This is a genomic window from Pseudoclavibacter terrae (assembly GCF_008831075.1).
Classification (GTDB): domain Bacteria; phylum Actinomycetota; class Actinomycetes; order Actinomycetales; family Microbacteriaceae; genus Pseudoclavibacter; species Pseudoclavibacter terrae.
Map to the genome: position 1 here is coordinate 46,165 of NZ_WBJX01000001.1, position 12,715 is coordinate 58,879.

General features: G+C 67.8%; 14 protein-coding genes. 11 read left to right on the forward strand and 3 right to left on the reverse strand.

Annotation, left to right across the window (positions count from 1 at the left end):
* Positions 1-167 precede the first annotated feature (167 nt).
* Positions 168-1,604, forward strand: a complete 1,437-nt coding sequence (locus F8O03_RS00225) for an Nramp family divalent metal transporter (protein WP_151421882.1) — start codon at positions 168-170, stop codon at positions 1,602-1,604.
* Entirely contained in the window at positions 1,604-2,551 is a 948-nt protein-coding gene (locus F8O03_RS00230; RefSeq protein ID WP_151421883.1) for a phosphoglycerate dehydrogenase, read from the forward strand. The genes F8O03_RS00225 and F8O03_RS00230 overlap by 1 nt, the downstream gene beginning before the upstream one ends.
* A gap of 82 nt (positions 2,552-2,633) precedes the next feature.
* On the opposite strand, the gene F8O03_RS00235 is transcribed toward F8O03_RS00230, so the two are convergent.
* Together F8O03_RS00235 and F8O03_RS00240 are read right to left on the reverse strand one after the other, a co-directional pair.
* Entirely contained in the window at positions 2,634-3,521 is an 888-nt protein-coding gene (locus F8O03_RS00235; protein WP_151421884.1) for a dihydrodipicolinate synthase family protein, read from the reverse strand.
* Between the two features lie 61 nt (positions 3,522-3,582).
* On the reverse strand, positions 3,583-4,563 hold the full coding sequence (locus F8O03_RS00240) for an aldo/keto reductase (protein ID WP_151421885.1): 981 nt from the start codon (positions 4,561-4,563) through the stop codon (positions 3,583-3,585).
* Positions 4,564-4,697: 134 nt separating this feature from the next.
* Here F8O03_RS00240 and F8O03_RS00245 point away from each other — a divergent pair, with 134 nt between their 5' ends.
* Positions 4,698-5,417, forward strand: coding sequence for an NUDIX hydrolase (locus F8O03_RS00245; protein WP_425280943.1), 720 nt, complete (start codon positions 4,698-4,700; stop codon positions 5,415-5,417).
* Positions 5,418-5,713: 296 nt separating this feature from the next.
* Here the strand turns inward: F8O03_RS00245 and F8O03_RS00250 are convergent, their stop codons facing one another.
* On the reverse strand, positions 5,714-6,550 hold the full coding sequence (locus F8O03_RS00250) for an exodeoxyribonuclease III (protein WP_151421886.1): 837 nt from the start codon (positions 6,548-6,550) through the stop codon (positions 5,714-5,716).
* Positions 6,551-6,616: 66 nt separating this feature from the next.
* Between F8O03_RS00250 and F8O03_RS00255 the strand changes: the two genes are divergently transcribed.
* The 8 genes from F8O03_RS00255 (at position 6,617) to F8O03_RS00290 (ending at position 12,661) form a co-directional block, all read left to right on the forward strand.
* Complete coding sequence (locus F8O03_RS00255; RefSeq protein ID WP_151421887.1) at positions 6,617-7,342, forward strand: hypothetical protein; 726 nt, start codon at positions 6,617-6,619, stop codon at positions 7,340-7,342.
* The gene (locus F8O03_RS00260) at positions 7,339-7,644 is read left to right on the forward strand and encodes a winged helix-turn-helix domain-containing protein (protein ID WP_151421888.1); all 306 of its coding nucleotides are present in this window, start codon (positions 7,339-7,341) and stop codon (positions 7,642-7,644) included. Before F8O03_RS00255 ends, F8O03_RS00260 begins: the two co-directional genes overlap by 4 nt.
* A 1-nt stretch (position 7,645) precedes the next feature.
* Entirely contained in the window at positions 7,646-8,578 is a 933-nt protein-coding gene (locus F8O03_RS00265) for an ABC transporter ATP-binding protein (protein ID WP_151421889.1), read from the forward strand.
* A gap of 5 nt (positions 8,579-8,583) precedes the next feature.
* A complete protein-coding gene (locus F8O03_RS00270) occupies positions 8,584-9,336 on the forward strand; it encodes an ABC transporter permease (protein ID WP_151421890.1) in 753 nt (250 codons plus the stop codon).
* Positions 9,337-9,510: 174 nt separating this feature from the next.
* A complete protein-coding gene (locus F8O03_RS00275) occupies positions 9,511-10,605 on the forward strand; it encodes a peptidoglycan-binding domain-containing protein (protein ID WP_151421891.1) in 1,095 nt (364 codons plus the stop codon).
* Positions 10,596-11,198, forward strand: coding sequence for an ATP-binding cassette domain-containing protein (locus tag F8O03_RS00280; protein ID WP_151421892.1), 603 nt, complete (start codon positions 10,596-10,598; stop codon positions 11,196-11,198). The genes F8O03_RS00275 and F8O03_RS00280 overlap by 10 nt, the downstream gene beginning before the upstream one ends.
* 5 nt (positions 11,199-11,203) lie before the next feature.
* Positions 11,204-12,280: a hypothetical protein gene (locus F8O03_RS00285; RefSeq protein ID WP_151421893.1), complete on the forward strand. Its 1,077-nt coding sequence runs from the start codon at positions 11,204-11,206 to the stop codon at positions 12,278-12,280.
* Between the two features lie 66 nt (positions 12,281-12,346).
* On the forward strand, positions 12,347-12,661 hold the full coding sequence (locus F8O03_RS00290) for a hypothetical protein (RefSeq protein ID WP_151421894.1): 315 nt from the start codon (positions 12,347-12,349) through the stop codon (positions 12,659-12,661).
* The last annotated feature ends 54 nt before the right edge of the window (positions 12,662-12,715 follow it).

Here is a 12,715-nt window from a genome sequence, read left to right on the forward strand (position 1 = left end):
GGGGCCGTAATCAAGCTCCAATTGCGCGAAGTGTGCGATCTGCTTGCGCGAAACACGCTGGCGGTGTCAGACTGTCTCCGTCGCAGCGTGGCACACCCCACACCCAGCAACCGGGCGGGGCCGTCGGCGCCGCATCCATCTGCACATTTCGCGCAAGGAAGCCGAACATGACCGAACAGGCCAACACCAGAATCGCCATCGCCGGTGATCCCGTGAAAAGCGAAGACCCGTACCACCTCGACCCGGCCGATGCGATCGAGCCGCCCACGACATTCCGCGGCCGACTCAAGTACCTCGGTCCGGGACTCGTCATCTCGGCGGCCGTCGTCGGCTCCGGTGAGCTCATCACGACCACCGCTCTGGGGGCCAAGGCGGGCTTCATCCTGCTCTGGCTCGTCATCATCTCGACCGGAATCAAGGTCTGGGTGCAGCTTGAACTCGCACAGTGGACGATCCTGGCTGGGAAGCCCGCGCTCGAGGGCTACAGCAAGGTCGGGCCGCGGATCGTCGGGCGTGCAGGGTGGATCAACCTGCTCTGGGTCCTCATGGACTTCGCGAAGGTGCTGCAACGCGGCGGCATCATCGGCGGCGCGGTCGCCTGCCTGAGTCTCGCATTCCCTGTCATCGGCGAACCACTTGGTCTGCCATCCCTCATCTTCTGGACGGTCTTGAGTCTCGCCGTCGTGCTCAGCCTGCTGCTGACCAACAAGTACAGCGTCGTCGAGCGGCTCTCGGTCGTGGCGGTCGTGCTGTTCACGATCATCACGGTGGCGCTCGCGCTCGCGCTGCCCTTCACCGGCTTCGCCTACAGTGCGGCGGACATCGCAGGTGGCCTCACCTTCGCACTCCCCGTCGGGGCCATCGGCTTTGCTATCGCCATGTTCGGCATCACGGGAGTCGGTGCCGACGAGATGACCACGTACACCTACTGGTGCATGGAAAAGGGATACGCGAGGTATGTCGGCCCGGACGACGGCACCCCCGAGCGAGCCCGGCGTGCCCACGGCTGGATCCGCGTGATGCGCACCGATGTGCTCGTCTCATGGGTCATCTCCACGGTCTGCACGATGAGCTTCTATGTCATCGGCGCGGCTATCCTGCACCCCCAGAACCTCGTCCCGTCCGGCAACGACATGATCGTCACGCTGTCATCGATGTACACATCGGTCATGGGGCCAGCCGGATACTGGATCTTCATCGTCGGGGCTTTCATGGTGCTCTTCTCCACCTTCGTCGCTTCGACGGCCAGTGTTCCCCGTCTCTGGGCGAACACCGCAGCCATCCTGGGCTTCTACGACTGGGCCGACCTGGCGACGCGCAAGCGCATCATCCGCGTCCTGACGATCATGTTCCCGATCATCTGGGCCATCAGCTACCTTGTCATCCAGTCACCGGTGCTGATGGTGCAGATTGGTGGCATCGCCAGCGGCATCTTCCTCGTCGCAGTGGTCATTGCCGTCTGGCACCTGCGCAAGCAGGAGGTTGCCCCAGAATTCAAGTCCAACCATTTCTTCACCGTCATGCTCGGGGTCTCCTCGTTCGCGGTCGCCGCACTCGGCATCTACTCCGCGCTTGAGATCTTCGGCCTCGGGATCGGAGCCTGATGCGACTGCGCGTCCTCACCCCATCATTCGGCCGGTACTCGAGCGAACCGGCCGCGCTCGCCGCTGAACTCGGGGTCGAGCTCGAGTACCAGACCGACGGTCATCCGAAGGCCGCTGGCGACGTCGTCGCCGCGATCGGTGACGCACCTGCGGTGCTCGTCGGCCTCGATGAGGTCTCCGCGGAAGTGTTCGCGGCATGTCCTCAGCTGAGGGTCGTCGCGAAGCACGGCGTCGGCACCGACAACATCGATCTTGCGGCTGCTGCGGCAGCTGGTGTGGTGGTCGTCAACACCCCTGGTGCGAATGCGGACGCTGTCGCAGACCTGACGCTGGGCCTCATGCTCGCGGGGTCGCGGCGCATTATCGAAGCTGAGCGGAGTCTGCGGGCTGGGAATTGGGACGTCTTCCTGGGGGCTCAGCTCGGTGGGAAGCGCCTCGGTGTTCTCGGGTTCGGGCGGATCGGACGTGCCGTCGCGCATCGTGCGGTCGCGTTCGGGATGCGCGTCGCGGCCTACGACCCGTACGTTCCCGCATCGGTGCTCGAAGAGGCGGGCGTCGAGGCGGGTTCCCTCGACGAGATCGTCGCCTCGAGCGATATCCTCACGCTGCACCTCCCCGGAGACGGTGGTCCGCTGCTGACTCGCGAACGGCTCCTGCGCATGCCGCACGGTGCGGGGCTCGTCAATGCGGCCCGTGGCGGGCTGGTGGACGAGTCAGCGCTGGCGGAAGCCCTGGAGTCCGGGCGGCTGGCCTTCGCGGCGCTCGATGCTCTGGAGCATGAGCCGCCGCGTGCTGACGATCCGCTGCTGGTGGCGCCGAACCTCATTCTCACACCGCATATCGGCGCGTTCACGGATGCGGCGAACACGGCGATGGGGACGATGGCCGTTGCAGAGGTGGCGAGAGTGCTCGACGGCGGGAAGCCGCGCTTCCGCGTCGTTGGTTGATGCTCGTTGGCCGTTCTCAGGCAGCGAAGGCGGGGCCGCATCCAGTGGATGCGGCCCCGCCTCGTTGGTCGCCTGGTGTCCGTCAGCGGAGGCCGCGGGCCAGGTCGGCCTCCACGGTCTTCTTGACGGCCGCGATCGCTTCGTCCGACAGCTGGTTGAAGGGAGCGCGGCAGGGGCCCAGGCCGGCACCGCGCTGGTTGGCGGCGTGCTTCACGACCGAGTTCGGGTTGCCGAGTGCGAGGCAGTTCCGGATCGGGCGGATGCTGTCCTGTGCCTTGCGGGCTTCATCGAAGCTTCCAGCCCGGAACAGGTCGTAGATGCTGGCCATGACGCTCGGGTAGACGTTCGCGATGCCGCTGATGCCGCCCGTGCCGCCAGCCTGCAGTGCCCAGAGGTTCAGTGAGTCGTTGCCCGACATGACGGAGAACGTGGCGCGGTCGGTGCGTTCGAGGTATTGGAGGATGGTGTCGAAGTTGCCGCTCGAGTCTTTCACCGCGACGATGTTGTCGACGTGCGCGAGACGCTCGATTGTCGCGGGGGCGACGCTCACGCCGGTGCGGGCGGGAATGTTGTAGACGATGACGGGCGCGTCAACGGCGTCGGCGACGGCCCGAAAGTGTGTCTCGAGCTCCTTCTGGGATGCAGCAGCGAAGTACGGAGCGATGATTGAGAGACCATCGGCGCCCGCCGCCGCGGCATCCTTCGCGATGCTGATCGTCTCGCTGGTGCTGACAGCCCCGGCGCCCACGATGACGGGCACTCGACCGGAGACCTGGTCGATGACCACACGTGTGACGTGGGCCCGCTCGGCCGGTGACTGGACGAAGAACTCACCGTTCGTGCCGAGCGCGAAGATGCCGTGCATGCCGGCTGCCAGCTGCGTGTCGAGGTGCGCGCGCATGGCGCCCTCGTTGAATGTCTCGTCATCGTTGAAGGCGGTGGCGACGGCGGCGAAGATGCCTGAGAACAAGGGATTCCTCTCGTTGGGTCGTCGCCTTCGCGGCTGCGCGGAGGCGACGACGGTCGTTGACTCAGCGGTTGTAGAGCGGCATGGTGCCGCGGATGCTCGTGGTGGCGACGTCGATCGCTTCGAGGATGTCTGGGGCAAGCTGCCCCTTGCTGACGGCCGCGATGTTGGAGCGGAGTTGCGCAACGGTGCTCGTTCCGAGCAGGATCGCGTCGGTGACGGGTGAATGCGCTGCCCACCGGAGTGAGAGCTCTGCCTGAGAGATGCCCGCGGCGTCTGCGATATCCGCGATTCTCTCCGCGGCCGTGGTGACGGTCTCGGACAGGTATCGCTGGCGGTACATGTCCGCGAGCACGGAGCCCTTGAAGCGGTCCGGTGTTCCTGCCGATGATGGGCGCCGCGCGAGGAGTCCGCCTGCGAGTGGGTTGTAGACCATGGTCGCGACGTCGTGTGCGCGCGCCGCTTCTGTCCACTCGTCCTCGATGCGCCGCGCGAAGATGCTGTAGACGTTCTGCGCGACGGCGGGTCGGGGAGCACCGGCGTGCGCAGCCGCAGCGATGAGGTCCACGACCTGCCAGGCGGCGAAGTTGGAGACTCCGAGGGCTCCGATCTTTCCTTCGGCGTGCAGCTCAGCGACGGTGCTCATGGTTTCAGCGAGGCTGGCGCTGCGGTCGGGCTGGTGGAGGTAGAAGAGATCGATCCTGTCGACGCCGAGGCGTCGGAGGGAGCCTTCAACGCTGTCGCGGAGGCCCTTGGCTGAGAGCGGAGAGTGGTCTCCTGCGTCGGCGTGCGGCATCCCGGCCTTGGTCGCGAGCACGATGCGCTCTCGGAAGCGCGCGACCGCGGGCGCAATGAGAGATTCCGTCGTGCTCTTCGCGTATCCGTTGGCGGTGTCGATGCCGGTGATCCCGGCTTCGACGGCACTCTCGAAGATCTCGAGGGCGGTCGACCGTTCGACGGTGTCGCCGAACGACATGGTGCCAAGTACCAAGGGCGTCAGGGGTGTTGAGGTTCCGTCGAGTGGCAGCGGTTGTGCGCGAGTCATTGGGTTCTCCTCGTCGAGTCGGATGTTCAGCGTCTCACGGTTGCACGTTACGCGCAACAAGATGCGTGCTCTGCGCACTCTGGCGCTTGTGTTCCCTCCCGTGCCGCACTGGACGCGTCACGTACGCTGGAGCGGTGCATCTCGAACCGACAACGAAGGCCGCGCGTGCGCAGCTGACCGAGCTGGCCGAGTGCGCTGCTGCGGGTCTCGAGCCCGCCGTGCCACTGTCGCCCGTGGATGAGCGGCTCGTGCGCGTCTCCCGATCGGCGGCCGTGCTCATCCTGTTCGGGATGCTCGACTCGCTCCCCAGCGACCGCGACGCCCAGTCGAGTGCCGTGTCTCGTGACCTCGACGTGCTGCTGCTCGCGCGCGCGTCGACGCTGCGCTCGCATCCTGGGCAGGTCGCGTTTCCCGGCGGGCGCGTCGACCCGGAGGACAAGGACGCGGTTGCCGCCGCGCTGCGCGAGGCGGTGGAGGAGACGGGGCTCGACGCCGACGGCATCGACGTGCTCGGCCCCCTCGAACCGGTTCCCCTCACCTACTCGCGGCACCTGGTGACGCCGGTGCTCGCCTGGTGGCGCCGCACCTCCGCCGTCGGCGTCGTCGACGAGGCGGAGTCGGCCGCCGTGTTCCGCGCGCCCGTCGCCGACCTGCTGAACCCCGCGAACCGCGGCGTCACCGTGCTTCGACGTGACGGGGAGGAGTGGCGCGGCCCCGGCTTCCTGGTGCGCGATGACAGTGGCGAGCACCTCGTCTGGGGTTTCACGGCGATGCTGCTCGACGGCATCTTCGACCGCCTCGGCTGGACCGAGCCGTGGGGCGAGGCGCAGGAGTTCGAGCTCCCGGAGGGCTGAGCTCGCTCGCGCCCTCACATGCTCCTTCCCGCGCGGCACGCTTGTCGGAGAGCGGGGCACGGATCGGGTCGTCGCCACATCCAACCGCACGCTCGGGATGGAGAACTCGCTTCGTGCTGGAAAGTTTCCCGCAACGAAGCGAGGTTGCCATCCCGAAGCCGGGGTGCGGTCGGCCTGAACGTCTCGGGATGGGATACACACTTCCGGATGGGTGGCAAGCCATCTCGAAGCGTGGAACTCATCCCGAAACCGGGGGTGGTGGATGCGAGGTGCTGTCGCGCCCGCCGCGCAGACCCCTAGAAGATCATCGGGCGGTCGTCGTCGAGGGACGTCTCGAGGTCGAGCTCCACGACGACGGGCACGTGGTCGCTCGGGCCGTCGCCCTTGCGCTCGTCGCGTTCGATGGATGCATCCACGACGAGGTCGTCGAACTCCTGGTTGCCGAGGATGAAGTCGATGCGCATGCCCTCGTTGCGGGGGAATCGGAGCGACTTGTAGTCCCAGTAGGTGTAGCCCTCGACGCCGCGCGAGCGGACGGTGTCGACGAAGCCGGCTTCGAGGAACGCCTCGAACGCCGCGCGCTCGGGTGCAGAAACGTGGGTGGAGTCGACGAACGCGGCGAGGTCCCAGACGTCGATGTCGAGGGGCGCGATGTTGAAGTCGCCCATGAGCGCGAGCGGGGTGTCTGGATGCGCCTGCCGCCACGTGGTCATGTCGGCGAGCAGCGCCTTCAGCCAGGCCAGCTTGTACGGGTAGTGGTCGTTGGTGAGCTCGCGGCCGTTCGGCACGTAGAGCGACCACAGGCGCACGTCTTCGACGGTGACGCCGAGAGCGCGGGCCTCGAGTGGGAGCGTGCCCTCGGGTGTTGCCTTCCCGAACCCTGGCATGTCCGCGAACGTGATCGCGGGGTCGCTCATGGGCAGGCGGCTCGCGAAGGCGACGCCGTTCCACTGGCTGAGGCCGTGGATCTCCAGCTCGTACCCGGCGTCCTCGAACACCTCGCGGGGGAACTGCTCGGGCTTGCACTTGATCTCCTGCATCGCGAGCACGTCGATGTCGGCGCGCACCATCCAGTCGATGACTCGTCCCGAGCGGGCGCGGATGGAGTTGACGTTCCAGGTGGCGATGCGCATGGGGTCAAGGCTATCGCCCGACATCCTCACTTGACGCAAACTAGTTTGCGGCGCAAACTGGTTTGCATGGACACCAACGACCGCCGGACTCCCGCCGAAGCCAGCACCCAGCAGGCTGGTGACGACGACCGTGCCCTCGCACCGAGCGAGATGCTCGCCCTCATGCGCGACCAGCAGCGCACGACCCGCACTCGCCTCGACCGGGCGCTGTACATCCTCCTCGGCACCTGGGCCGTGGCCTGGCTGGTCGGCTTCCAGGCTCTCTGGAGTGCAGAGGATGGGGGTGGGAGCCCGCTCGTCCGCATCCCCACCGTGACGGCCTTCGTCGTATTCGGAGCCCTCATGGTCGTCGGCGTCATCGTCTCCGTGATCTGCGGGGTCTCGATGGGGCGGGGGATGCGCGGCCGCAGCAACACGGCGGGCACGCTCTATGGGTTCTCGTGGTCCATCTCGATGATGGGCGCCTGGTTCTTTGCGGCCTCGCTGCTGCGTCAGGTGGAGGACCCAGCCCTCGCGCCGCTGCTCATGCCGGGCATCTTCGCCATGACGATCGGCGTGCTCTACATGGCGGGCGCCGCCATGTCCCGCTCCGGGTCGCAGTTCGCCCTTGGCGTCGCCGTCGTCGCGCTCGCCGTCGTCGCCACGGCGTTCGGTGCACCTGCCCACTACCTCATCTACAGCACGGCAGGTCCGCTCATCTTCCTCACGTTCATCGTGCTGCTCCGCACTGGCGCCATCTCGAGCGATCCGGGCCAGCGGGAGCCGGTCGGGCAGGGCGAGGTGCACGCATGAGCGACCCGAGCGCCGAGTTCGACCCGATCATCCACGCGCCCGCCCGACTGCGCATCATGACGACCCTCGCCGAAAGCCTCGACGACGGCGACGAGATGACGTTCTCGAAGCTGCGCAGCCTCCTCGACATGACGGCTGGCAACCTCACGACGCACCTCTCGAAGCTCGAGGATGCCGGCTACGTCGTCATCAACAAGGCCTTCGCGGGCCGTAAGCCCGTCACCTATCTGACCATCAGCCCCGCCGGTCGAGCCGCGTTTCGCAGCTACCGGACGGCGCTCCTGAAACTCCTCGGGGGATGACATGAACGCCAAGCCCGCCAGCATCGTCGAGGTCGACGATGCGGTCAAGCGATTCGGTCGGCACGCGGCCCTCGACGGAGTCTCGCTGGCCGTCGCCGCCGGCGAGTGCGTCGGCCTGCTCGGGCCGAACGGCGCGGGCAAGACGACGCTGCTGTCGCTCCTGCTCGGCCTGCGCTCGCCGACGTCCGGCACGGTGCGGCTCTTCGGCGGTGACCCGCTCGACGTCCGCACGCGCACCCGGGTGGGGTCGACGCCGCAGGCGAGCGCGCTGCCGGAGGCCCTCAAGGTGCGGGAGGTGCTCGACTACGTCGCGGCGCACTACCCGCAGCCCGCGGCCAGGAACGAGCTGGTGGATGCGTTCGACCTGGGCCCCCTGCTCGGCAAGCAATGCGGCTCGCTCTCCGGCGGACAGCAGCGCCGTCTCGCGGTGGCGCTCGCGTTCGTCGGCGACCCCGACCTCGTGCTGCTCGACGAACCGACGACGGGCCTCGACGTCGACGCCCGCCGCAGCCTCTGGGACGCGCTTCGCGCCAAGCACCGAGCCGGATGCGCCGTGATCGTCACGAGCCACCACCTCGAGGAGATCGAGCAGCTCGCCGAGCGGGTCGTCGTCATCGACCACGGCAGGGTCATCACCGACGGCACTCTGGCTTCGGTGGTCGGCAGCGTCTCCCGCCGCCGGGTCACGATGCGGGGCGTCGATGCTGCCCGCATCCAGGCGATCGACGCCGATGCCCTCACCGAGACGGCGGATGCGGGGCTCGTGACCGCGCTCGTGCGCGACTCGGACGCGTTCATCCGCTCGCTCGTCGCATCCGGTGCGCCCTTCACCGACCTGACGGTGCGCGGGGCGACGCTCGAGGAAGCCTTCCTCGCCATGACGCAGCACGGCGAGGCCTCGCCCGCCGTCAAGAACGCCCAGAACGGGAGTTGAGGACCATGTCCACTGCAGCACTCATCGCCACGCACGTGAAGTACTCGCTCATCGAGACGGCGCGTGTGCCCATCGCCGTCATCGGGTCGCTCGTCTTCCCGACGCTCGCGTTCTGCTTCTTCGTGCTGCCGCAGCGCGCGATCGCCGAGGATCCGGTGATCGCGACGCAGGCCGTCGCGTCGATGATCGTGTTCGCCTTCATGACCAACGGGCTCTTCAGCCTCGGCCTCGACCTCGCCGAGCAGCGGTCGAAGCCGTGGGTGCCGTACCTGCGCACCCTGCCCGGGAAGCCGTCGGCGCGCATCGCGGGGCTCGTCATCGGCACGCTCGTGATGGCGGTCGTCTCGATCGTGCCGCTGCTCATCGTCGGCGGGCTCTTCACGGCCGCCGCGCCGACCCTCACGCAGGTGGTGCTGGGGCTCATCGCGGTTGTGCTCACGGCGGTTCCGTCCGCCCTCATCGGCGCGATCGTCGGCACGACGGCGGGCCCGAAGGCGGCGATCGCGATCACGCAGGTGCTCATGTTCCTGCTCGCCTTCGGTGGTGGCCTGTTCCTGCCGCCCATGATGTTCCCGGGGTGGCTGGACGCCGCCTCGAAGGTGCTGCCCGTGCGGCAGGCGCGCGAGGTGGTCATCGCGGTCGTCTCCGGCGGAGAGTTCCCCATGTGGGCGCTCTTCGGCCTCCTCGCCTGGACGGCCATGCTCGGATTCCTCGCGGTGTTCTTCTACAAGCGGGACGAGGGTCGGAAGTTCTCGTAGGGGCCGTGGACAACCTGGCCATGAACGCTGAAAATCTCCATCAATCTGGCCGAACGAACGCCACTTAGACGGAATCCATGTAAATGGATCTTCTCCCTTTGTTGCGGTCCAGAATCACCGCTACAGTGATCGCGTCGGCGCAAAGGGGCCCGACTCGGATCGAGGGGTGGCAGGGTGAAACACGCGCAGCCTGGCAACGAATCCGTGGTCAGCGTTGAGTCGGACAGCGACCGACCCGTCCGGCGCCGGGGCTTCTCCGCCACCGTCGCGTTGGTCATCGTCGCCACGCTGGCGGTAGCCGCATCCCTCGTCGCCTTCTCCGTCTTCCGCCCCACCCCGCCCGGACTCGCAACGGCCTCCGTGCCTTCAGAAGTGCAACTCGTGGCCGAGGAACTGACCGACGCACGAGCCGTAGAGCTGACTGCACAGCTGGGTGACGACGCCTCCTTGCCGTCACCGACGAGCGGCACACTGACCGACTCGTCCTGCACTGCAGGCGGCGACCTCGTCTCAGGGGGGAGCTCCTTCAAGGTCGGCGAGACTCCGCTCGTGAGTCTCCACACGTCCACGCCGCTCTGGCGGGACCTTAGCTATGGCCTCAAGGGTCTCGACGTCACCGCACTGCAGGTGGCGCTTGCGGGCCTCGGCTACGACGTGTCCGAGACTGACACCTTCGACTGGCAGACGTGGTCTGCCTGGGACGACCTCGTCGAGTCGGTGTACGGCGACACCAAGCAAGGCGAGCTGGCACTCGCACAGGTGCTCTGGCTCCCCTCGGCGACGATCTCGGTGCAGTCCTGCCCGGTCCCGCTAGGACAGACAGCCGCGCAAGGCGAGGCTCTAGTCGACCTCGCGAACCCACTCCTATCGGCCTCCGTGAAGAGCTACCCGACAGACCTCGTGCCCGGTGCGCGAAAGCTGACGCTTGAGGGCGTCGACGTCGCGATCGACGAGGCGGGAGCCGTGACGCCTGAAGGGCTCTCCGTGCTGGCCGGCACGAATGCGTTGGCGAAGTACGCGGCGAGCCCTGACGATGCGAGCATCCAAGCGGAGCTCGTGCTGGTCGGTGCGACCACCGTCTACGCGGTCCCCCCGGCCGCGGTCGCGATGACCAGCGAAACAGGTGGATGCGTCGCGACGCCGGACGGCGGGTCGCTCCCGGTGGCCGTCGTGTCCTCGAAGCTCGGTCGCACCTACGTCTCGTTCCCGGAGCCGCCGACAGCCGCGGCCGTCAAGGCCGTCGCGACGAAGGACCTGGCATGTTCGTGACCCTCACCGACGTCGGACATCGTTACCCCGGCCATCCGCTGCTCTTCGAGAACGTCTCCGCGCGCCTTGACCCTGGCCATGTCTACGCGCTCACGGGCCCGTCCGGATCAGGGAAGTCGACGCTGCTCGGGATGCTCGCCGGCTGGATCCCACCCGTGCTCGGCAACATCACGCGTGTCGGCGTGGAGCGGATCGGCTGGGTGTTCCAGAACCCGCACGGCGTTGCGCGGAGGACGGCGCTCGACCACGTGGCGCTTGCGTTCGTCGCACGGGGGGAGACCCGTTCGGCTGCGGATGCTCGCTCCCGCGAACTCCTCGAACGCTTCGGCCTGGGACGCGTAGCCGATCGCCAGTTCAGGGCTCTCTCCGGAGGGGAGGGGCAGCGGCTCATGCTCGCACGCGGCATCGCCGCTGCCCCCGACCTGCTCCTGGTCGACGAGCCGACGGCGCAGCTCGACCTGCGCACGGCAGCTTCCGTCAGCGACGCCCTCGGGCGCATCGCCACCGACGGCACAATCATTGTCGTCGCCACGCACGACGCCCGCACGAGAGACGCCTGCACGGACGTCATCGACCTGGGGGCGTTCCAATGAGCTCGATGCGGTTCCGCGAGGTCAGACGTGAAGCTCGCCGAAACCTGTCGTCGGGCGCGAGCCGGGCGGTGCTGCTCATGCTTCTGGTCGCGGCGGCCTCCACGTCGTTGGCGGCGCTCGACGCTGCCGAGATGACCGGCGTCATCCGGGCCGCGGAGGAGTTCCGGGCGCGGGGAGCGTCCATCACGATCCTGACTGCCGACGGCAGCGTCGACGGGCGCGCGTGCGACGCGCTCGGTGACGTCGAAGGGGTGCGGGCCGCTGGCGCCCTCGCCGAGAGCGAGACGCCGCTGCGAGTCGCGAGCATCCCACAGAACCCGCTGACCTTCTTCCGGTCGTCGCCCGGCTTCGCGACTATGCTCCCGAAGTCGACGGGCAGTACGGAACCGGGGCTGCTCATGCCGACCGCAGTGGTGGAGACGCTCGGGCTCACGCTGGGCGATCCGATCCAGACCGCGGATGGGCCGACCGTGCTCGGCGGGACGTACGACTACCCGGACGACGGACGTACGACCGGCATGGGGTACGCGGCGATCGCGCCGAGCGCGCCCGACACGAAATTCGACGAGTGCTGGATCGACGCCTACCCGGTCTCGCAGGCGACGACCGATCTGCTCTACACAGCGATCGCGGCCGACGCGAACCTGCCGGACACGGGCCCGCAGCTGAGCCAGCACAACATGCAGCTGGGCAAACCCGCGAGCCCTGAGGTGGCGTTCGGCACGCGGTCGACGGTTGTCTTTCCGCTGGCTGGCTTCGGCATCGGAGCGATGGTCGGCTTCGGGGCCGTTTGGCTGCGGCGGCTCGAGATCGCGTCGGCACTGCACGTCGGTGTGCGCCGTGCCGATCAGACGGTGACGCTCCTGCTCGAGGCGCTCGCCTGGTCGTGCGTCGGTGTGCTTGTGGCACTCCCGGCGATCGGCCTGCTCACCCAGGCCCTGGCGGTGAGCGACCTCATTCCGGTCGCCGCGACCGCTGCATTGACTCCCGCGCTGACCGCATCCGGGGCGATCCTCGGAACGCTGGCGGCGGCCCTGCTCGTCCGAGAACAACGACTGTTCTCGTACTTCAAGGGTCGTTGACGGCACCGGTCAGCGCGGGTCGGCGCCGCCAAGGGGGAGGCGTCGGAACACAGAAAGGGGACGAAGATGTCCACCACAACACTGAAGAACAAGGTCAGCCGCAAGCTCGGCACGCTGCTGCTCGCGGGGGCACTCGCGACGGGAGGCGTCGCGGTCGCGCAGGTCGCGGCGGCACCGGAGGCGGAAGCGGGCGTGTGCGGTTCGACCGCGCAGTGGAACGGCTACGCGCGCACGTACAACCCTTGCGGTTACGGCTACGCGAAAGTCTCGCGCATCGTGAACGGCAGCCCAAGGGCGCAGCACGACTATCGGTACTACGGGTGGGCTTCAGTTTCGTATACCGCGGGCTACCGGAACTACGAACTCACCTACCGGTCCTGACCGTCAGCGTCACGACCGACCGGCGGGGTGTCTTCTCCTAGGGCACCCCGCCCC

Coding starts and splice junctions, on each gene's coding strand:
- F8O03_RS00230 (WP_151421883.1), top strand. CDS start 1,604: ATGCGACTGCGCGTCCTCACCCCATCATTCGGCCGGTACTCGAGCGAA.
- F8O03_RS00280 (WP_151421892.1), top strand. CDS start 10,596: ATGTTCGTGACCCTCACCGACGTCGGACATCGTTACCCCGGCCATCCG.
- F8O03_RS00285 (WP_151421893.1), top strand. CDS start 11,204: ATGCGGTTCCGCGAGGTCAGACGTGAAGCTCGCCGAAACCTGTCGTCG.
- F8O03_RS00225 (WP_151421882.1), top strand. CDS start 168: ATGACCGAACAGGCCAACACCAGAATCGCCATCGCCGGTGATCCCGTG.
- F8O03_RS00290 (WP_151421894.1), top strand. CDS start 12,347: ATGTCCACCACAACACTGAAGAACAAGGTCAGCCGCAAGCTCGGCACG.
- F8O03_RS00255 (WP_151421887.1), top strand. CDS start 6,617: ATGGACACCAACGACCGCCGGACTCCCGCCGAAGCCAGCACCCAGCAG.
- F8O03_RS00260 (WP_151421888.1), top strand. CDS start 7,339: ATGAGCGACCCGAGCGCCGAGTTCGACCCGATCATCCACGCGCCCGCC.
- F8O03_RS00270 (WP_151421890.1), top strand. CDS start 8,584: ATGTCCACTGCAGCACTCATCGCCACGCACGTGAAGTACTCGCTCATC.
- F8O03_RS00240 (WP_151421885.1), bottom strand. CDS start 4,563: ATGACTCGCGCACAACCGCTGCCACTCGACGGAACCTCAACACCCCTG.
- F8O03_RS00250 (WP_151421886.1), bottom strand. CDS start 6,550: ATGCGCATCGCCACCTGGAACGTCAACTCCATCCGCGCCCGCTCGGGA.
- F8O03_RS00265 (WP_151421889.1), top strand. CDS start 7,646: ATGAACGCCAAGCCCGCCAGCATCGTCGAGGTCGACGATGCGGTCAAG.